A 19,573-nucleotide genomic window follows, 5' to 3' on the forward strand; every position below is an offset into this window, starting at 1 on the left:
ATCAGTCGGATTTAGGGTTATTCAAGGAGTTGAGCGTGGTCATGATGCTGGAGCTGCTGGCGTTGATTTTGGCGATCAGACCGTCCATGGCCGTGTATTTGGCGGTCAGGGTGCTTTTCATGGATTCCATGCGCCGGTCCAGGTCTGCTTGCTGAGTGGTCAGCGTAGTCAGCTTGGTGTTCAGATCCGTGGCCCGCGCTGCCAGCAAGCCGCTGCTGCCGACATAGCTTTCGGTCGCCTTGGTCATACGGGTTATCAGGCCGGTATCGCCGGTAAACACCTTGGCAATCTCGATTGCACCGTTGGGTGTGGCAACCGCGGCTTTCCACTTGGTGTCATCCAGGGTCAGCAGCCCGGTTTTCTGATCGGTACTGATGCCCATCTGGGACAGGTTGCCGACACTCGACGTACCCGAGTTTTGCAGCAGCTCGCCGCGCAAACCGTTGACCAGCTGACGCATCGACGCGTCACCGGTCAAGGCACCTGCAGTGGTGGTTGCCGCATCACCGGTAGCGGTGACTTTGGTCTGGGTGTTGATGCTGGTCAGCAGCGCGTTATAGGCGCTGACAAACGACTGAACCGAGGTTTTCAGGGTGTCAGTGTTCGAAGCCACAGTAATGGTGGACGCCTTGGTATCGAGCAACTCAAGGGTCACGCCACTGATGGCCGAGGTGATCTTGTTGCTCGACGACTCCATGGCGATGTCATCGATGGTGTACTCGGCATTCATCGGCGGTTTACCGGCGTCATACCCGGTGGCCAGCTCCGAATCACCGCTGACGGTAATATCGGTGCCCTTGCCCGTGGTCTGCGAGCCGATCACCAGACGCGAGCCGTTGGCATCGGTCAGAACGTTGGCGCTGATACCCTTGGACTGCAGCTGCGTGTTGATCGCGTCCCGGGTCTGCTGCATGGTCGCGCCAGCCGCGATCTTGACGTCATAGCTGTCACCGGACTGGGAGATGGTCAGGGTCTGGTCTTGCTCGCTCGAGTTGACCGACGCCGATGCGCCCCCTTCAAACACCTTGCTGGTGATTTTTGATGCGGTCGCCAACTGAGTGACGTTCAACGCGTATTTGCCGCTGGACGCCTTGTCATCGATGGTGACTTTAGAAATTTTTTCGTCATTGGACGAAGCGGTCAAACCGTTGAAACTGGAGACACTGTTGAGTTTGGCAATGGCTGCGCGATAGGTTTCGAGCGAAGCTTTGACCGTGCCCACAGCGGACAGCTGAATCGTGGTGTCTTTTTGTTGCGCAGTAATCTGGCTTTGCTTGGGCGCTTTTTCAGCATCCACCAAGGCTTTCACAATCCCGATGGTGTCAAAACCCGAGCCGACACCGGTAATCGTTGAACTGGCCATCTGTATTCTCCTTGTACGGTGGCTATCGCTTTATTGACGAAGCAAGTGCCAAGGCTGCAGGCAGCTTCACATTTCGTGCCACCTTCAAGCAGTAAATGCTGAAAAAACAAAAGGGCACGTAAACGCGCCCTTTTGTTCTCAACCCAGCGCTGAAATTACTGAAGCAATTTCATGACAGCGGAAGGCAGCTGGTTAGCCTGGGACAGGATCGCGGTGGAAGCCTGTTGCAGGGTTTGCTGCTTGGTCAGCTCGGCGGCTTCGGAAGCGAAGTCAGTATCCTGAACACGACCCAGTGCAGCGGTGGAGTTCTCGGAAATGCTCTGCAGGTTGGCCACGGTGCTGGTGAAACGGTTTTGTACGGCACCCAGGGCGGAACGTTGGGTATCGATCTGCTGGATCGCGTCAGCCAGCGCCTGGACGGTACGCTGGGAGTCAGCGGCGGACAGGATGCTCAGGTCGGATACCGTGGTTTCTACGGTGGTGGCCTTAGTTGTAGGTGCAGAAGAGGCACCAGTCAGACCAAGCGCCTTCAAGCCCGAACCTGCCGCACCATCCTTGATAGAAATATCTTTGGTGGAGAACAACTTCAAAGTGCCGTCATCGTTTTTACTGGCGGTCACGCCGGTGCTAGCACTGTTAATCGACGAAACAATGGTATCAGCGGAGTCTCCCTTCTTGAACTTGACTTCAACACCGTTAAGCTCAATCGAGGTATCAGCAGACAGTTTTGCTTGAGATGTACCTGCCGAGAGACCCAACTGATCCAAGGAGCCACCCTTAGTATTAGCAAGCTTGACATCTTTACCATCGCTTGTGGTTAAAGTAACTCGTCCATTCTCAAAAGTGGCCTTGGAATCGTCACCGGCAGCTGTGCTCAACTTGCCCATGACGACTTCCATTGAGTCATCTGTGCCCCACGTAACTGCTGTACCATTGACAGTGACACCACCAATTGCGGTCATCTTGGTTGTCAATGCTGGCTGCACTTGAGCAGTAGTTACTGTGTCCAAGCCAAGGTTTTCCAAGCCTTTGTTAGGAGCGGCATCTTTTGCATCAACTGCCTCAACTGCCTCAACTGCCTCAACTGCCTCAACTGGAGCGACGTAGTCTGCATCACCCACAGCCCCAACTCCAAGAACAGCGTCTACAGCTGCTACAGCTGCTACAGCTTCTACAGCTTTTACAGCAGGATCCATCACTGCCTCAAGTTTAATGGCACTCTTGGACGTCAGAACCAACTTGCCATCCGCAACACTGGCGGTAACACCGGTTTTATCCGTTTTAAGGTTGATGGCCTCAATTGCAGCATCCGGAGCAGTAGCCGCATCTGCTACTCCGAATGAAATTACTTCACCATTGATTTTAATTTTATCGTCTGCAGTGGTGGCTTTAGGAACAACACCTGCTGTGACTACGGTTTTTGCATTCAATGTCGCACCAACAGTAGATGCACTCAAACCCGTCAGCGCTCCCCCGCTTGTGCTTGCTTCACTGTACGACCCCTTCAACGCAGTAGCACTGATATCGCTCATACCAAACGAAATGGTCTGGTTGGCATCAGCACCTACCTGGAACGCCTGGTTCTGGAACGAACCGTCCAGGATGTTACGACCACCGTAGGTGGTGGTTTGTGCGATACGGGTCAGTTCACCGGTTTTCGCAGTAAATTCTTGTTGCAGGGACGCACGGTCGGCGTCGCTTTTATCACCGTTCGCGGACTGCAGGGCCAGTTCACGCAAACGTTGCAGAATGTTGGTCGACTCTTGCATCGCGCCTTCAGCGGTCTGCGCGATCGAGGTACCGTTGTTGGCGTTGGCGATGGCAACGGTCATGCCTTTGGTCTGAGAGGTCAGACGGTTGGCCATCTGCATGCCAGCAGCATCGTCTTTGGCGCTGTTGATTTTCAGGCCGGAAGACAGACGAGTCATCGAGGTGCTCAGTGCATCGCCGGCTTTGTTCAGGTTCTTCTGAACGGTCTGGGACGTGATGTTAGTGTTTACTGATAAAGCCATGACGAAATCCTCATTGGATGAATACTGCGGCTTCCGGCCCTGGCAACCGCCGGGTGTGGCCTAGAGAACCTTCGTAATAGTTATCGTCGTCAAAGCGGGTTGCTTGAGGGGTTTTTTGAATTTTTTTACTGGCAGGAGGCCATCCCTTGTATTTCAGGGGGTTAGCGAGGGATGACCTGCCAGGCATCCCCTGGTGTGGGAGCGGGCTTGCTCGCGATTCGGGCGGCGCGGTACTTCAGGGAAACCGGGCTGATGCCATCGCGAGCAAGCCCGCTCCCACAGATGGCATCCCCCCTGTCAGAACGCAAAACGCCCGTGGCTTTTTGGGCCACGGGCGTTTTGTGTGTAGGCTTGAAGCTTATGGGCGATAGATGATCGCCGAGCCCCACGACAGGCCCACGCCAAAACCGCTCAGCGCTACGCGCCTCCAACTGGCTTCCATGACGTGTTTTTCCAGCAGCAGAGGAATGCTCGACGACACGGTGTTGCCCGTCTCGACCATGTCCTTGATGAACTTCTCCGGCTCGCCTTCAAAACGGCGGGCCACGGCGTCGACAATGGCCGCACTGCCCTGATGGATGCAGAAGGCGTCGATGTCCTGGGAGGTCAGTTCAGACTCTTCCAGCAGCTCGTTCAGGTGCGCAGGCACTTTGAGCAGCGCGAAGTTGAAGACCTGGCGGCCGTTCATGAAGAACACGCCATCACTGACTTTCAGGTGCGGAGCGCCGGAACCGTCGGTGCCGAACTTGGCCTTGCCCAGCTGCCAGGGAGCGTCTTCGCCCATCCAGGTGGCGGTGGCCGCGTCGCCGAAGAGCATGGTGGTGTTGCGGTCTTCAGGGTCGACGATTTTCGAATACGGGTCTGCGGTGATCAGCAGGCCGTTTTTCAGGCCCGTGGCTTCCATAAAGCCTTTCATCGCGTAGATGCCGTAGACATAGCCCGAGCACCCCAGGGAAATGTCAAAGGCAGCCACGTGGGTCGGCAGACCAAGTTTGTCCTGAACGATGGCGGCCGTGTGCGGCAGGCCTTCGGCGTCGCCGTTCTGGGTGACGACGATCAGCGCGTCGATGGATTCGCGCTTGAGCTGCGGATTGTTGGCGAACAGCGCGTTGACCGCTTCGACACACAGGTCCGAGGTTTCCTGGTCGGCGTCTTTGCGCGGAAGAAAGGCCGAACCGATCTTGCCCAGAATGAATTCTTCGTCCTTGGAGAACTTCGCGCCTTGCGCGTAGTTGTCTACACCGCTTGCTGGCACGTAACTGGCGATGCTTTTAATGCCAATCATTGTGGCTTCCCAATACTGAATAGCTGGAGATCACCCGCTCGCACAATCGAGGGGCGCTGACAATAAAAGGGCTTTATCGCGCAGGAATGCGGCGAATGTGGGTGCATAAAAATAGACAAAACAGCCTGAAAAAGGCCCGGCACCCGCCCGTACGTTTCACACGATACAGTGAAGATGCCCGTTATGACTCATAGGTCACGCTATTTTGTGTGGTTTTATACAAAACATTACGAGAGCACAGAACCAGGCCTGTAGTCGCTGACGAGGAACGAAGGCTGCGATCGAGGGCGAAGCACTCGTAATCCATTCACCCTCGATGCATCAGAAACACTGCGAGAACCGGGCTTGCGAAGACTGCGTATTCGATCGCAGCCTTCGTTCCTCGTCAGCGACTACAGGTCAGGTATGCCGTCGTCAATCAAAGCTGGTTAAACAGGCTCAGCTGGGAGATTTTGACGAACGCCAGTTGCGAGGCTTCGAGCATGGCTTTCTGGAATGCCAGTTCGATGGATGCCCCCGCCATGTCGGTGTTGCCAATGGCCGCCGTGGTGGAGTCGTTGGCCAGGCCCAGGCTGATGTTTTCGTCAGCCTGGATGTCCACCGTCTTCAAGCGCGCACCAATCGAACCCCGGGCGCTGTCGACGCCGGCACTGGCGTTTTTCAGGTTGCCGATCGCGGAGTTGATCGCGTCCTTTTGCGTTTGCTGGGCCAGCGGGTCTTTGTCGCTCGGGATCACCAGCGCCTTGCGCAGTTGGCTGATGGTGTCCAGCGCACTTTGGCTCTGGTGGTTGTTGCGGTTGATCGCAAACTGGTCGCCCGCTTGCGCCGTACCGGTAAAGTCGAACTTGATCCCCAGCGCACCGTCAGTCACGTTGCCTTGGGCAATCGACTTGCTGTCGGCCGTCAGCGGCTGGGCATAGACCTCATACTCCGTGGCGCTGGTGAATTTGATCACCGCGCCATTGCTCGGAAAGCTATCGCCGTTGACCCCGGGGTCGGTCACTGTCGATTGGCTGATCTGCGCAGTCGAACCGTTGCCCGGCGTGCGCGAGGCGTTGAACGAGTCCGCCTTGGCCTCAAGCGTAAAGCTGCGCCCCGCCACCAACGCATCCCGTTCAGCCGCTGGGACGTCCTTGAGATTGGGGGTGATATCGAAGGATACGCCATGCAGGCTGATGCTCTGCGAGCCTTCCTTGGTCGGGTCGAATACGCCATTTCCCGGAATTTGCGAGGTAATGTCCTCGTCATCCGGGCTTTTAGTCAGTTTGAACTGGGTGCTGCTGATAAAAGTCAGTTTGTACGGCTGGCCTTCGGCAAAGCTTTTGTTGAACACCGGGCTTGAAGTGACCAGGCCAGCCGAGACGGAAAGCTTGCCATCATTGACCGATGCCACGCCGTCAGCGTCCAGCACCGGTACGAAAGTCGCCTGGGTGCGCCCGGTATTGACCGAACCTTCCATAAAGCTTTTGGCCGTGTCGCTGCTGGCCAGGGTCAGGGTGTCCGAGACTTTCAGGTTGAGCTGGGTGTCGTCGCCCTGATAGCTGTAGGTGCCATCGTTGTTACGGGTGTAGGGCGCAGTATCGGTCTTGGAGCCCGAGAACATGTAGTTGCCTGCGGAGTCCTTGCTGTTGAGCAGGCTGAACACCTGCTCTTCAATGCTGCCCAGTTCGTTGGCGATGGCCGTGCGATCCGCGTCGCTTTTCCCGCTGCCAGCCCCAAGCGCCAGTTCACCGGCCTTTTGCAAGGCGGTGTTGATGCTGTCGAGCACCGATTCCTGAGCCCCCAGGGAAGACTTGATGCTGTTCATGTTGGTGGAATACTGGCCCAGCATGTCTTTTTGCTGTTGCAATTGCAGCAGGCGCGCGGCGCCCACTGGGTCATCTGCGGCAGTCTGGATACGCACGCCGGAATCGATCTGGCCCTGGGTCTTGATCACCGACGAGAAGTTGTTCTGGTAGGTGGCACTGGTCGATTCAAAAAACTGCGAAGTAGAAATACGCATCGTCGCGGGCTCCCTTAAAGACTGTTGATCAGCGTGCTGAAGGTTGCTTGCGCCGCTTTGATGATCTGCGACGAGGCCGTGTAGTACTGCTGGAACTTGACCAGGTTGGACGCTTCTTCGTCCAGGTTGACCTGGGACACCGAGCTGCGCACTTCCTTGGCGTACGCCAGCGCCGCGCCGTTGGCAGTGCCGTCGACGGCGGCCTGACTGGCCTTGCCGCCCACCTTGGACACCAACTGGCTGTAGGAGGTGGCCATGCTCACGCCGCCATTGCCCTGGCTGTCCGCCCCCACCGTCGCTTTGGTCTGCAGGCCCAGCAGTTCGTTGGCGTTGCGGTTGTCGGCCTTGCCGTCCTTGTTGAACTGGATATCGAAGCTGTCGCCCTTGCCCGGCGAGCCGCTGAGGGTGGCATCGAAGCTGACATCGGTCACGCTGCCGTCAGCGTTGGTGACTGGCACCTTGATAGTGACCGCGTTGTCCTGGCCCGGCACATAGGTACCGTCGCTGATTTTTTCGCCTTTTTCGTTCAGCACCCGGTAAGCATGGGCGCCATCGCCATTCACGCCATCAAAGACAATGCGCACCGGCATCGCGGCTTCGATCTGGGACTGGCCCAGGTTTGTGCCGCTGTAAATATCCAGCGCCGATGACAGGTTCAGACCGCCCACCGCCCCAGTACCGGTGTTGGAGCCGCCTGCCCCCGCCACCAAGGGCCCGGCGAACGCCAACTTATTGGCATCGGTCATTTGCACACCGATATTGTTCGCGCCGCTGCGGGTGGGGCTGACTTTGAAAGTGTCGCCCGCTGCGACCGCACCGTCCTTCGGGAGCTGAAGGGTAAAACCGTCAATCACCTGCTTGTCACCGAGCTTGAACGGGCCCTTGGCATCCTGGCCGTCAGAACGCTGGATCGTGTATTCGGTGGCACTGGTGAAGGTCACCTTGTAGTCGTAAGCCGTCAGCTGGCTGCTGTCGCTGATGCTCACGTTCAGGTTGCTTGAGCCGACGCTGTTGCCCGTCGCCGCCAGGCTGTGCTGGGTGATCGCCTTTTCGCTGTTGATGTTAGTGAACAGCGACGAACCAAACTCGCCGTTGGCATCCAGGCCCTGGCCCAACTGTTGGTTGATGGCATCGGCCACCACTATTGCCGTGCGCCCCAAATCGTTGATCGCCGGTGCAAGCACATCGTCGCGATAGCGCAGCAGGCCGCCGATCTTGCCGCCACTGAGCACCGAGGTCACATCGGAGCTGGACTGCTGGTAATTGATCTGGATGCTGTACTGGCTTTTATCGACCTGGCCCGGCACCGCCGAAAGGGTATTGGAGGTGGAGCCTTGCACCAGCGCCTGCCCGGTGCCCAGGGTAATGTCGTAAACGTTGTCGTGTTCCTGAACCGTAACGCCCACCAGCTCGTTGAGCGTGCGCACCGCTTCGTTGCGCGCATCCAGCAGGTTGTTCGGCGTATTGCCACCGGTGGTGGCCTGGGCGATCTGCTTGTTCAGCGAAGCAATGGTTGCCGTGTGCTGGTTGACCATCGAGGTCAGGGTGTCCAGCTGGCTGTTGATGCCTTCGTTCTGCTGATTGAGCTGGGACGAAATCGAGTTGAAACGGTTGCTCAGGGTTTGCGCGCTGGTCAGCAGCAACTGGCGCGCGGACACATCACCGGGGGCCGCCGCGGAGGTTTGCAGCGAGCTGAAAAAGCTGCTGAGTGCGGCCGAAACCCCGGTGTTTTTATCCGACAGCAGCTTGTCGACCGTGCCGATCTGATCCAGATACGCCTGGGCATCGCCATTGAGCGAGGTGGTGGTTTGCAACTGGGCGTCGAGGTAGGCGTTGTACACGCGGCGCACGTCGGCCAGGGTGGTGCCGGTGCCGATAAACACCCCGCCCACCTGTTGCGAGGCGCCACTGCCCTGGACAATTTGCTGACGCGAATAGCCCGAGGTATTGGCGTTGGCAATGTTGTTGCCCACGGTGGCCAATGCGCCCTGGCTGGCGTTCAGCCCCGACATCCCGATGTTGATCAAACTCGCCATGGTTCAAACCTTATAAATTCGTGAGAGAACCCGTCGAGGCGTAGCTCTGGTAGGTTTTCATTTGCTTGGCTATCTGAGAAATCTTGCTCGCGTATTCAGGGTCGGTTGCGTAACCGGCCTTCTGCAACTCACGTACAAACTGCTCCGGTTTATCGGCCGCATTGAGCACTTCTTTATAACGATTGTTGCTCTGCAACAGCGTGACCAGATCGTGGAAGCTGTCCTGATAGGAATCGTAGGAGCGGAAGTCCGCCGTCTCCTTGACCATCTGCCCGCCCTTGAACTCACTGGTGATGGCCCGCGCTTGCGCACCCTGCCAGTTGCCGGTGGCCTTGATGCCGAACAGGTTATGGCTGCTGCTGCCGTCCTGCTGGCGCATCACCGACTTGCCCCAGCCGGTTTCCAGTGCCGCTTGCGCCACCAGATACAGCGGATCGACACCAATACGGTCGGCGGCCTGCTGCGCCATCGGCAGCATCGTCGCGACGAACGCATCGGGGGAGCTGAACGCCTGCTTGGCCGGGGCCAGTGGCGGCTGCGCCACGGCACGCCCGTAAATCTGCATCCGCCCTTGTGCGCCACTGGCGCTGAGCATCGGCTGGCGACCGCCCTTGAGCACCGCGTCCAGCCCCGGCGAAGTGCGGCCCGGCACGGCGCCCGTATTGAGGGTTGAGCGCGCAGGGTCGGCCGAAGGTACGATCCCGGCCAACAAGCGGTCGGTCAGCTTGGTGGGCAACGCCAGGCGCCGCTGATTGAGCATGACCATGTCATTTTTGTGCCCGCCGGCTGCCGCATCCGGCGCGAGGGTGACCCGCGAAACCCACAACGGACGCTGGCCACTGCTACGAACAAACGGGCTGTCGCCGGTGGCGGTGCCCGTCGGGGTTTTGACTTCGGCGGTCAGTGCCGTGGTCGCCGCAGCCTCCCCCGGCACGGCGGATTTGTTTTTCGACATCTGGCGCATCAACACGTCAGCCAGACCGATACCGCCGCCCTGGCGGGACAAGGTCACCGACAGTTGCTGGTCGTACATTTCCTGATACTGCTTGGCCGCTGGGGTATTGAGCGGGTTGTCCTTGCCCAGCACTTCATTGGCCGAGCGCATGGACTTGAGCATTTCATTCAGGAACAGCGACTCGAATTCCTGCGCCACCTTGCGCATGTTGGCATCGCTTTCACGGTCGCCGACCTTCAGGTTGTTCAGCCGATTAAGGTCGGTAAACGCTCCCGAATCGCTGCCACTGACCACTCCGCTCTTACGCATGTCCATGATGTCGGCCTCAGATCACGATCAGGTCGGCTTGCAAGGCGCCGGCCTGTTTCAGTGCTTCGAGAATCGCCATCAAGTCCCCTGGGGCCGCGCCGACCTGGTTCACCGCCCGTACGATCTCGTCCAGGGTGGTGCCCGGGCCGAACTTGAACATCGGCTTGGCTTCCTGCTGGGCATTGAGGCGCGAGCGCGGCACCACAGCGGTTTCGCCGTTGGACAGCGGCCCGGGCTGGCTGACAATCGGGTCTTCGGTAATGGTGACGGTCAGGCTGCCGTGGGTCACGGCGGCAGGCGATACCTTGACGTTCTGGCCGATCACGATAGTGCCGGTGCGCGAGTTGATGATGACCTTGGCCACCGCCTGCCCCGGATCGACTTCGAGGTTTTCCAGGATCGACAGGTAATCAACCCGCTGGCTTGGGTCCAGCGGCGCGGTAACACGGATCGAGCCGCCATCAATCGCCTGCGCCACACCCGGGCCGAGCAGGTCGTTGATTTTGTCCACTACGCGCTTGGCCGTGGTGAAGTCCGAACGGTTGAGGTTCAGGGTCAGGCTGTTGCCCTGGTTGAAGCCACTGGGCACCGCACGCTCCACCGAGGCCCCGCCCGGAATGCGCCCGGCCGACGGAACGTTGACGGTGATCTTCGAGCCGTCACGGCCTTCTGCATCAAAACCGCCCACCACCAGGTTGCCCTGGGCGACCGCATACACGTTGCCATCAATCCCCTTGAGCGGCGTCAGCAACAGCGTACCGCCGCGCAGGCTTTTGGAGTTGCCGATGGATGAAACGGTGATGTCGATCACCTGCCCCGGCTTGGCAAATGCTGGCAAGTCGGCACTGATGGACACCGCTGCAACGTTTTTAAGCTGCACATTGCCCGAGCCTGGCGGCACCTTGATGCCGAACTGGGACAGCATGTTGTTGAAGGTTTGCAGGGTGAACGGGGTTTGCGTGGTCTGGTCGCCCGTGCCATTCAACCCGACCACCAGGCCGTAACCAATCAATTGGTTGGAGCGCACGCCAGAAATGCTGGCGATGTCTTTCAACCGCTCGGCGTGTACGCCCAGGGAGGTCGACAACAGCAACACGGCTGCCAGCAGATGCTTGAGGTTGGGCATGGTGAAGTTCATCACTAAAAGGGAAACAGCGGGCTAAGGAAGAATCGGTCAAACCAGCCTGGCTGACTCGCATCGGCAAACGAGCCGGTCCCCGAATAGGTAATGCGCGCATCGGCCACGCGGGTCGAAGACACGGTGTTGTCGGTGGAGATGTCATCGGCGCGCACCAGGCCAGCAATGCGCACCAGTTCGTCACCCGTGTTCAGAGTCATCCACTTCTCGCCGCGCACGGCGATGATGCCGTTGGGCAATACGTCGGCCACGGTCACAGTGACGGAGCCGGTGAGGCTGTTGCCCTGCCCGGCCTTGCTGTCGCCCTTGGTGGCACGGCTGCCGCTGTAACCGGCATTGAGGCTCAGATCACCACTGCCCAGGGGGTTGTTGGTGGTCAGGCCGCTGCCAAACAACGAAGTCAGGCCAATACTGGTGTTGCTGTTTTTGCCGATGGCCGAGTTGGCGTTTTTGCTCGCCTGCGTCCGCTCGTTCAGGGTGATGGTAATGATGTCGCCAATGCGGAACGCCTTGCGGTCGCTGTACAGGTTCTGCTCGAAGCCAGCCTGGTAAATCGAACCGTTATTGGCCGCAGCCGGCAGCGGCGTGCGCGGCAGGACCGGCGCGTAGTACGGATCATTGGCCCGCGGCGGCGGACTGACGCAACCGGCCACAAAGGTAATGGCGCCCAGTGCCAGAACAGAAAACAAGCGCTTCATGAGCTCTCCCGCTATTTCACGTAATTACAGGTTTTGCGTGACGAACGACAACATCTGGTCAGCCGTGGAGATCACTTTCGAGTTCATCTCGTAGGCGCGCTGGGTAGTGATCATGTTGACCATCTCTTCCACGGTGCTGACGTTCGAAGTCTCAAGCATGCTCTGCATGGTCAAACCAAAGCCGTTGAGGCCGGGGGTACCAATTTGCGGCGCGCCGCTGGACGCGGTTTCCAGGAACAGATTGCCGCCCTGGGACTGCAAACCGGCCGGGTTGATAAAGTCGGCGGTCTGCACGTTGCCGATCACCTGGGCGGCCGGGTTGCCGGCGATGGTCACCGACACGGTGCCGTCCTGGCCGACGGTGAAGGTCTGGGCATCGGCGGGCACCACAATCGCCGGTTCCAGGGCAAAGCCGCTGGCGGTGACGATCTGGCCGTTGGCATCCAGGTGGAAAGTACCGTCGCGGCTATAGGCCGTGGTCCCGTCGGGCTGCATGATCTGGAAGAAACCACGGCCATTGATTGCCATGTCCAGCGGCTGGTCGGTGGTCTGTAGGCTACCGGCGGAGAAGTTCTTCTGTGTGCCTACGATGCGCACCCCGGTCCCCACTTGCAGCCCCGACGGCAGTTCGCTGTCCTGGGTCGACTGGGCACCTGGCTGGCGCTTGATCTGGTAGAGCAAGTCCTGGAACTCGGCGCGATCACGTTTGAAACCGGTGGTCGATACGTTGGCCAGGTTGTTGGAAATGGTGGTCAGGTTGGTGTCTTGTGCAGCCAAACCTGTTTTTGCAACCCACAGTGCCGGAAGCATGGTGCTCTCCTCGCGCGCCGGTTTTTCGGCGCTGCGTTCAAGTAATTAGCTGATGGACAAGACCCGAGTCATGGCCTGGTCGTCTTCTTTGGCGGTGTTCATCATTTTGATGTGCAGTTCGAACTGCTTGGACAGAGCCAGCACCGAGGTCATTTCATCGACCGCATTGACGTTGCTCGCCTCCAGAAACCCCGAGACCACCTGCACGTTGGCATCGGCTGGCGCCGGTTGGCCGTCGTTGGTGTGGATAAGGCCGTCCAGGCCCTTGCTCATGGTTTTCAGGTCTGGCTGGACCAGCTTGATGCGGTCCACTTGCGCCATCACCCGTGGGCCTTCGCCCTGGGCACGAATGCTGATGGTGCCGTCCTGGCCGACTTCGATCTGTTGCTGGGGCGGCACCGCGATCGGCCCGCCGTTGCCCATGATCGGCATCCCGTTGCCAGCACGCAGAATGCCCAGGGCATCCACATTCATGCTCGCGGTACGCACATAGGCCTCACTGCCGTCGGGTGCCTGCACGGCCAGCCAGCCATCGCCGGACACGGCCACATCCAGATCCCGCCCTGTTTCAACCAGAGCGCCGGGAGTGAAGTCGGTCGCAGGGCGTTCGCTCAAGGCAAAGGCACGCGCAGGAAAGCTGTCACCGAACACCGGCATCGAACGGGCCTGTTCCAGGTCACGCTGAAAACCGTTGGTCGAGATGTTCGCCAAATTGTTGGCATGGGCCTTTTGCGCCAGAGCGTTCTGACTGGCGCCGGTCATTGCCACATATAGGTACTTGTCCACAGTCTTTCCTCTGTCTGACGGACGCTTGCCGCCCACCGCTGTACTGCCGTGGTTAAAGCAATTTGCGCACCAACTATTTTTTGACGCCGTGCGGCGCGGGTTTGCGAGGGGATGGGGTGCGGTGCGGGGCAAGATCAGCGGGATGAAAACGGCGGGGTTATGCCGGTTGCGGCAATGCATGGCCAGAAACGTGTCGCTGACGAGGCAAAACCCGCAAAACCTTGCGCATCCCTTGCCCCCAACCTGCCTCTGACAATCCTGGCGCCGACAATTCACGCAAATGCTCGGTATTAACCAGTGCGCAAGAAGTTGCACACTTATTACAAGAACAAACTGACGAACAGTTATCTGCCGACTAAAACACAAGAAACCGAACAGTACTGCGCAACTTCTTGCGCACTTTTATAAGTTTCGTTTATTTGTTTAAACACTTCACCCCCCTGCATTGGCAAACTTATATCAACAACCCAAAGAGCATTGATTTTATCGACATCAGACTTGATAGTTACAAGACGCCCGAACTTCAGCCGCGCTCGCGGGCATCTTAATAATCTCACTGATACTTCAAAGACACTTGGCAAACACCCACTGGCATTGCACTGGGCGCTGTTCTTTCAATAAGCCTGACAAGAGACAAGACCCACTCATGAACCGCTTGCATCTTTTGATATCAATCAGCGCCCTCTTGCTACAGGGCTGTGCCGACGCCTTGCCTGACCGACTGGGCGCGCCAATCGAGGGCTATAGCCATACCTCGGCGGCGATCAACCGGTTTTCCGTGAATGGCAATGGCGGACCCAACATCAGCCCCTATGGCGGCGGCGCCAAACAGAACTGCTGCGCCACGCTTCCCGTGAAATGGCACCCCGGCTTGACCGTGGTGGTCGAGTGGGAGAAAGACCCTGATCCGCATGCGTATGCCGACTGGCCCAAGCCCCGGTATTCCGATGCCTGGTCCAAGGCCGCTCAAGAGCACGAAGCTCAATACACACGCCATCGCGCCGTTGTAGCAGTGGCGCCGTATGAAGAGTTGGGGCTTGTAAACGTGCATTTCTTACCATGTAACCAAGTTGCGGTATCAGCTGGAGCGACCTATCCCGGCCGGCCGGATTATCCGTTTCATTACCCTCAAAAAATGCAGGAGCCTGCCACATGTCCGAAACCATGACTCGCTCACTGCTGGTGATGTTTATCGCCGGGATTGCGCTACAGGGCTGTGCCGACTCCCTGCCTGACCGACTGGGCGCGCCAATCGAGGGTTATAGCCATACCTCGGCGGCGATTAACCGGTTTTCGGTCAATGGCAATGGCGGGCCCAACATCAGCCCCTATGGCGGCGGCGGCAAACAGAACTGCTGCGCCACGCTTCCCGTGAAATGGCACCCCGGCTTGACCGTAGTGGTCGAGTGGGAAAAAGACCCTGATCCGTATGCCTACGGAAGATGGCCTGAGCCGATGTTTTCTGATGGGTGGCGAAAACGTATGGATGAGCACGAAACCCACTACACCCGCCATCGCGCTGTTGCCGCTGTTGCGCCGTATGAAGATCTGGGACTTGTGAACGTGCATTTCTTGCCGTGTAACCAGGTCGCGGTATCGGCTGGAGCGACCTATCCCGGCCTGCCGGATTATCCGTTTCATTACCCTCAAAAAATGCAGGAGCCTGCCACATGTCCGAAACCATGACGCCGCGCCCTAAAAGATCCACTGGCGAATTTCTCAGCCTGACCCCCGACTTCAAAATGGGCGGGCTTTTACCCCAAACACCGGGAGATGTGCTTTTCAATTATCGAAAGCAACAGCAAGCCTTCGACCCGTTCGAACAACAAGCAATGGACGCTGCTCATGCAGCCGGATGGGCTTACGCGGGCCGGCCCTGTATGCAAATCGTGACGATCACCCTTTGCTTTGACGGCACCAACAACCATGAACCAACAGACAGCCTGGCTTTGCCTTCGACCACTACCAATGTGGCACGCCTGTATCACGCAAGTTTAGGCAGGGATGACAAGGAAACGTCTGAGAATGAAGGCTTCTATGCCTATTACATGCAAGGCGTTGGCACCGAGTTCAAGGAAATAGGCGAATTCAAACCAGATAGCCAAGGTTTGACGATGTCGACAGGCGGAGAGAACCGGATCAACTGGGGGCTGACCCGTTTGATAGATGCGCTGAAAAAAGCGTGCCATCAAAAGCCGCCGACCATGTCGGAAAGCTACGCTCTGGTACAAAAAATGGGCACCAGTCTCACCGAAGATATGCTCGCAGCTTCGGTCTTCAAAAACAGCTATACCCGCCGCCAAGAAGTACTGGCCCAGCCCCTGGCCGAACTCAAAGCCCAGATCGACGCCGCCCATGCCGGCAAGACCATCCCGACCATCAAGGCTGTACGCCTGTTCGTGTACGGGTTTTCACGGGGCGCCGCCCAGGCGCGGGCATTTGCCAACTGGCTGGAAGCCCTGACCAAGGTCGAAGTGGAAGGCACCACCTGCTACCTGTTTGCCGGGCTGCCGATCAAGATTGTGTTCATGGGGCTGTTCGACACCGTGGCCTCAGTGGGTATCCCCTATCTGGCGCCATTTGCCGCAGGCCACATGGGCTGGGCCGACGGCACCCTGCGCCTGTCCGACTCCGAAGAATTTCTGGAGCGCTGCGTGCATATGGTGGCAGCCCACGAGCAGCGCAGTTGCTTTCCCCTGGACTCGATCCGGCGCCAGGCCGATCCGGATGACCCGAACTGCCTGTCCACCTATCGCAGCGGCACCAGGGAATATATCTACCCCGGCATGCACTCCGACGTTGGCGGAGGTTATCCGCCCGGCGATCAAGGCAAAGCTGCAGCAGGTGGAAAAGAGGTGCTATCGCAAATTGCCCTGCACCATATGTATGACGAGGCCTACAAGGCTGGCGCTCCGTTGCAGGCACCCAAAGATGCTCTCGGAACCGAATTGGAAAGGCGATGGCCATGGCGTGTGATGGATGGCGCGACGGCGGTTGAATTTCAAGTCGACCCCACCTTGATCGAACGTTTCAACACCTGGCTCGACAATATGGACAACGGCCCGCTGGAAGAGGTCATGGCCCGCGAGGCCGGGGTGATTACCGGTTGGCGCATCAGCCGTTACGCCATGAACTGGATCAAGTGGACGTGTCTCAATCGGCGGGTGCTGCAAAACGGCCCCGCGAGCGATATGAACGGCGACGAAGTCGACGCGTTCGAGGCCCTGCACGCCATGCAGCTCGAAGAAGATGCCGCCATGCGCGCCGGCTCTAAAGCGCCGGTCTGGTCCGAAGCCGAACTGGCGTCGCAAAAAAAACATCAAGCCACAAAAGAGGCTTATGAAAAGCGCACCGGCACCCAACCTGCCGCCTCGTTCAACACCAGCAAAGTGTTCGAGCCCAACCTGGATTATCGCCAGTTGCGCAACGCCATGGCCGACTTTCGGCGCGACTACGTGCCGGAGTGGAACCTGACCTTGAGCGAGATGATCAGCTTTGGCACCCTCGCCAACACCCTGGTGGGCGGGCTGGTGTATATGACCAATGGCCAGGATGAGGCCGAGCACTATGCCAAACTGCGCCAGGCCGGTGAAGAAAATTACGCCCTGCTGTTCGGCGCCAACGGCAAGCCGGTGAACGACAAAGCGTGGGCGATCGTGGGCCTGTTTGACGAGCATGTGCATGATTCCCGCGCCTGGTTCATGAACGCGGCCTTGAACGAGCGGGAGGTGTTCAGCGACTACTTTCGGTACCGCGGGATCTTCTTCGACACTCAATCCAACAACGAACTGTCGCTGCTGGTGAACGTTGGGCGCGTGGTGGGCGTGGCCCTGGCGGTGGCCAGTGTCGGCCTGACGATCAGGCGTCAGAACCCGCGTTATCTGGTGGGGCTGATTCTGCCAAGCCTGGGCACCCCGGTGCTTCGCGGCAAGGTGGAGTTCCCGTTTATCAATGCATTTGACACCGTGACCCGCCTGTCACTGCCGATGATCGAAAACATAGAAACCGTATGCGCCTTTACCAAAAACACCGGCGACGCGGTGAAAGCGGCCCAGGCGCTGCCCGTGCCACCTGCATTGACCGAAAAAACCGCCACTACGGATAATTTGATTTCGATCCTCAAGGCCGCGCAAGCACTTGAAGCCAACAACCTGCTGGAACACGCGCTGCAAACACAAACGCCCCAGGCTGAGCCAACCAGGGGCTGGCTGGATCAGGCAAAGGGCGTGGCGGGAAGCTTCAAGGGCTAGTTGCCGAGCACTCCCCAGGGCGACACCTCACACGCTAGCCCGGCTTGATGATGTCGTACTCACGCAGCTTGTTGGCGATGGTGGTGTGGGAAACCCCCAGTCGCTTGCCCAGCAATCGGCTGCTGGGGTGCTCGGAATACAGTTGCTCCAGCACCGCCTTTTCGAAACGGCCGACAATGTGGTCCAACCCGCCTTCCAGCGAGAACTCGCCCAGCGGCTGGCGCACGCCGTAGTCCGGCAGGCGAATATGCTCGGCCTTGACTACGCCGCCATCACACAGCGAAACCGCCTGGAACAGCACGTTCTCCAGTTGCCGCACATTGCCGGGCCAGTGGTAGTGGCTCAAGCGGTCCATTGCGGCAGGCGCCAGACGCGGCAGCGAACAACCGATCTGCCGGCTGGCCTGATCCAGGAAGTGCTCGACCAGAGGCTCCAGCCCGTCAAGGCAATCGCGCAGCGGCGGAATATGCAGGGACAGCACGTTGAGCCGATGGTAGAGGTCCTGGCGAAACTCCCCGCGGGCGCACAGCTCGGACAGGTCGACCTGGGTGGCGCACATTACCCGCACATCCAGATACACCTCTTCATCACTGCCCACACGCCGAAAGCAGCCATCCTGCAAAAAGCGCAGCAGTTTGACCTGCAAGCGCGGACTCATTTCGCCTACACCATCAAGAAACAACGTACCGCCTGCTGTCAGCTCAAGCAGGCCGAGCTTGCCTTCGGCCCGTGCGCCTTCAAATGCCCCCGGCCCATACCCGAACAGCTCGGTTTCAGCCATCGACTCGGGCAGCCCGGCACAGTTGAGCGCCATCAGTGGCGACTGCCCACGGGGGCTGGCCAGGTGGCAGGCGCGCGCCAGCAGCTCTTTGCCGGTGCCGGTTTCGCCTTCTATTAAGAGAGGCGCGTCCAGTGGCGCCATGCGCCGGGCTTCACGCACCACGGCAGCCATGACTTTGGAGCTTTGGAAAATACTGTCGAAGCCTCGCAACTCCTGTTTGCGCACGTTGTAGATTTGCTCGCCCACGCGGTCGGCACGGTGCAGGGTCAAGACGGCACCGGCCATCGCTTCGCTTTCATCGTGCTCCAGTTGCAAGGGCGCAATGTCAGCCAGGTATACAAGCCCCTTGATCTTGACCCGCAAGCCGTTGATCCGCGACTTGTTGACCCGCACCAGCTCGGGCAGGTCGAAGTCTTCGGCATAACGGGACAGGGAAATGCCCGGCACCTCGTCGACCCGTACCCCCAGCAACTGCGCAGCCGCACGGTTGGCGGCGACGATGCAGCCTCCCATGTCAATGGACAGCACCGGAAACTCCAGGGCCCCGAGCAAGGCATTGAGCTCCATATGCCTGCGCTCACTGGGCATCAAACCTACGCGCTTGACTCCGAACACTCCGGCGATGGTTTCAAACTTCGGACGCAGAGCCTGGAACTGCAGGTTGATCAGATTGGGGCAGTACAGATAAATCGCGTTGCCCTGATCGCCCCCGACCTCCCCCCGCTTCACGTTGATGCCGTAGGCGACCAACAGGTTAAGGATGTCGCGAAGGATGCCAATCCGGTTTTGGCAGTGGACTTTGATACGCATGGGGATGGCTCGGCAGTTCCTGAAAATGAAGATCAAAGGTGGGAGCGGGCTTGCTCGCGATTCAGGCACCGCGATCTGGCGGGTACACCTCATGGCTGCAATCGCGAACAAGCCCGCTCCCACATTTGGGGATATTTAATGCGCTGGCAGGCATTTCATCGTCACGATTTTGTGACAGTTGCGCTGTTTAAAACTGAGCAATGACAGCCAAACCCTCACATCGTAACGAATACTTTACGAATAATCGCCATCATCCCAGCATTACTGGCTTTAGGCTAGCTGCACGGAGCAATCACTTGGGGTATCACTAAGGCATCGCAACAACACCGAATAATAAA

14 protein-coding genes are annotated in these 19,573 nt (G+C 58.6%); 3 read left to right on the forward strand and 11 right to left on the reverse strand.

The window, feature by feature from the left end; genetic code table 11:
- Position 1: 1 nt before the first annotated feature.
- From fliD to VSQ83_RS16015, 10 genes are all read right to left on the reverse strand, one after another.
- Entirely contained in the window at positions 2 to 1,363 is a 1,362-nt protein-coding gene (gene fliD, locus VSQ83_RS15970; RefSeq protein WP_326427192.1) for a flagellar filament capping protein FliD, read from the reverse strand.
- Between the two features lie 155 nt (positions 1,364 to 1,518).
- Positions 1,519 to 3,375, reverse strand: a complete 1,857-nt coding sequence (locus VSQ83_RS15975) for a flagellin N-terminal helical domain-containing protein (protein WP_326427193.1) — start codon at positions 3,373 to 3,375, stop codon at positions 1,519 to 1,521.
- Between the two features lie 358 nt (positions 3,376 to 3,733).
- Positions 3,734 to 4,660, reverse strand: a complete 927-nt coding sequence (locus tag VSQ83_RS15980) for a ketoacyl-ACP synthase III (RefSeq protein ID WP_326427194.1) — start codon at positions 4,658 to 4,660, stop codon at positions 3,734 to 3,736.
- Between the two features lie 418 nt (positions 4,661 to 5,078).
- On the reverse strand, positions 5,079 to 6,662 hold the full coding sequence (locus tag VSQ83_RS15985) for a flagellar hook-associated protein 3 (RefSeq protein ID WP_326427195.1): 1,584 nt from the start codon (positions 6,660 to 6,662) through the stop codon (positions 5,079 to 5,081).
- A 14-nt stretch (positions 6,663 to 6,676) separates the two neighbouring features.
- Positions 6,677 to 8,698, reverse strand: a complete 2,022-nt coding sequence (gene flgK / locus VSQ83_RS15990) for a flagellar hook-associated protein FlgK (RefSeq protein ID WP_326427196.1) — start codon at positions 8,696 to 8,698, stop codon at positions 6,677 to 6,679.
- 10 nt (positions 8,699 to 8,708) lie between these two features.
- Positions 8,709 to 9,968, reverse strand: coding sequence for a flagellar assembly peptidoglycan hydrolase FlgJ (gene flgJ, locus VSQ83_RS15995; RefSeq protein ID WP_326427197.1), 1,260 nt, complete (start codon positions 9,966 to 9,968; stop codon positions 8,709 to 8,711).
- Positions 9,969 to 9,978: 10 nt separating this feature from the next.
- Positions 9,979 to 11,088: a flagellar basal body P-ring protein FlgI gene (locus tag VSQ83_RS16000; protein WP_133075988.1), complete on the reverse strand. Its 1,110-nt coding sequence runs from the start codon at positions 11,086 to 11,088 to the stop codon at positions 9,979 to 9,981.
- Positions 11,089 to 11,102: 14 nt separating this feature from the next.
- Positions 11,103 to 11,798, reverse strand: coding sequence for a flagellar basal body L-ring protein FlgH (gene flgH / locus VSQ83_RS16005; RefSeq protein WP_133075987.1), 696 nt, complete (start codon positions 11,796 to 11,798; stop codon positions 11,103 to 11,105).
- Between the two features lie 24 nt (positions 11,799 to 11,822).
- Positions 11,823 to 12,608 carry a flagellar basal-body rod protein FlgG gene (flgG, locus tag VSQ83_RS16010; RefSeq protein WP_133075986.1) on the reverse strand — a complete coding sequence of 262 codons (786 nt, stop codon included), beginning with the start codon at positions 12,606 to 12,608 and terminating at the stop codon, positions 11,823 to 11,825.
- Positions 12,609 to 12,653: 45 nt separating this feature from the next.
- A complete protein-coding gene (locus VSQ83_RS16015; protein WP_019828794.1) occupies positions 12,654 to 13,394 on the reverse strand; it encodes a flagellar basal body rod protein FlgF in 741 nt (246 codons plus the stop codon).
- 646 nt (positions 13,395 to 14,040) lie between these two features.
- On the opposite strand from VSQ83_RS16015, the gene VSQ83_RS16020 reads away from it, so the two are divergent.
- Genes VSQ83_RS16020 through VSQ83_RS16030 form a run of 3 tightly spaced genes read left to right on the forward strand, consistent with a single transcriptional unit; the run spans position 14,041 to position 17,644 of the window.
- Positions 14,041 to 14,562, forward strand: coding sequence for a DUF3304 domain-containing protein (locus tag VSQ83_RS16020; protein ID WP_219262966.1), 522 nt, complete (start codon positions 14,041 to 14,043; stop codon positions 14,560 to 14,562).
- Positions 14,547 to 15,080, forward strand: a complete 534-nt coding sequence (locus VSQ83_RS16025; RefSeq protein ID WP_219262965.1) for a DUF3304 domain-containing protein — start codon at positions 14,547 to 14,549, stop codon at positions 15,078 to 15,080. Before VSQ83_RS16020 ends, VSQ83_RS16025 begins: the two co-directional genes overlap by 16 nt.
- Positions 15,065 to 17,644 (forward strand): T6SS phospholipase effector Tle1-like catalytic domain-containing protein, encoded by a 2,580-nt coding sequence (locus tag VSQ83_RS16030; RefSeq protein WP_326427198.1) that lies wholly within the window; start codon positions 15,065 to 15,067, stop codon positions 17,642 to 17,644. Before VSQ83_RS16025 ends, VSQ83_RS16030 begins: the two co-directional genes overlap by 16 nt.
- 34 nt (positions 17,645 to 17,678) lie before the next feature.
- Here VSQ83_RS16030 and VSQ83_RS16035 read toward each other — a convergent pair whose 3' ends face one another.
- Positions 17,679 to 19,235: a sigma-54-dependent transcriptional regulator gene (locus tag VSQ83_RS16035; RefSeq protein WP_133079024.1), complete on the reverse strand. Its 1,557-nt coding sequence runs from the start codon at positions 19,233 to 19,235 to the stop codon at positions 17,679 to 17,681.
- Positions 19,236 to 19,573 lie beyond the last annotated feature (338 nt).

The sequence above is a fragment of the Pseudomonas sp. DSV-1 genome (assembly GCF_035830915.1).
In the GTDB taxonomy this organism is placed as follows: Bacteria; Pseudomonadota; Gammaproteobacteria; order Pseudomonadales; family Pseudomonadaceae; genus Aquipseudomonas.

Coding starts and splice junctions, on each gene's coding strand:
- VSQ83_RS15980 (WP_326427194.1), bottom strand. CDS start 4,660: ATGATTGGCATTAAAAGCATCGCCAGTTACGTGCCAGCAAGCGGTGTA.
- flgG (WP_133075986.1), bottom strand. CDS start 12,608: ATGCTTCCGGCACTGTGGGTTGCAAAAACAGGTTTGGCTGCACAAGAC.
- VSQ83_RS16030 (WP_326427198.1), top strand. CDS start 15,065: ATGTCCGAAACCATGACGCCGCGCCCTAAAAGATCCACTGGCGAATTT.
- VSQ83_RS16035 (WP_133079024.1), bottom strand. CDS start 19,235: ATGCGTATCAAAGTCCACTGCCAAAACCGGATTGGCATCCTTCGCGAC.
- VSQ83_RS16020 (WP_219262966.1), top strand. CDS start 14,041: ATGAACCGCTTGCATCTTTTGATATCAATCAGCGCCCTCTTGCTACAG.
- flgJ (WP_326427197.1), bottom strand. CDS start 9,968: ATGGACATGCGTAAGAGCGGAGTGGTCAGTGGCAGCGATTCGGGAGCG.
- VSQ83_RS15975 (WP_326427193.1), bottom strand. CDS start 3,375: ATGGCTTTATCAGTAAACACTAACATCACGTCCCAGACCGTTCAGAAG.
- fliD (WP_326427192.1), bottom strand. CDS start 1,363: ATGGCCAGTTCAACGATTACCGGTGTCGGCTCGGGTTTTGACACCATC.
- VSQ83_RS15985 (WP_326427195.1), bottom strand. CDS start 6,662: ATGCGTATTTCTACTTCGCAGTTTTTTGAATCGACCAGTGCCACCTAC.
- VSQ83_RS16000 (WP_133075988.1), bottom strand. CDS start 11,088: ATGCCCAACCTCAAGCATCTGCTGGCAGCCGTGTTGCTGTTGTCGACC.
- flgH (WP_133075987.1), bottom strand. CDS start 11,798: ATGAAGCGCTTGTTTTCTGTTCTGGCACTGGGCGCCATTACCTTTGTG.
- VSQ83_RS16025 (WP_219262965.1), top strand. CDS start 14,547: ATGTCCGAAACCATGACTCGCTCACTGCTGGTGATGTTTATCGCCGGG.
- flgK (WP_326427196.1), bottom strand. CDS start 8,698: ATGGCGAGTTTGATCAACATCGGGATGTCGGGGCTGAACGCCAGCCAG.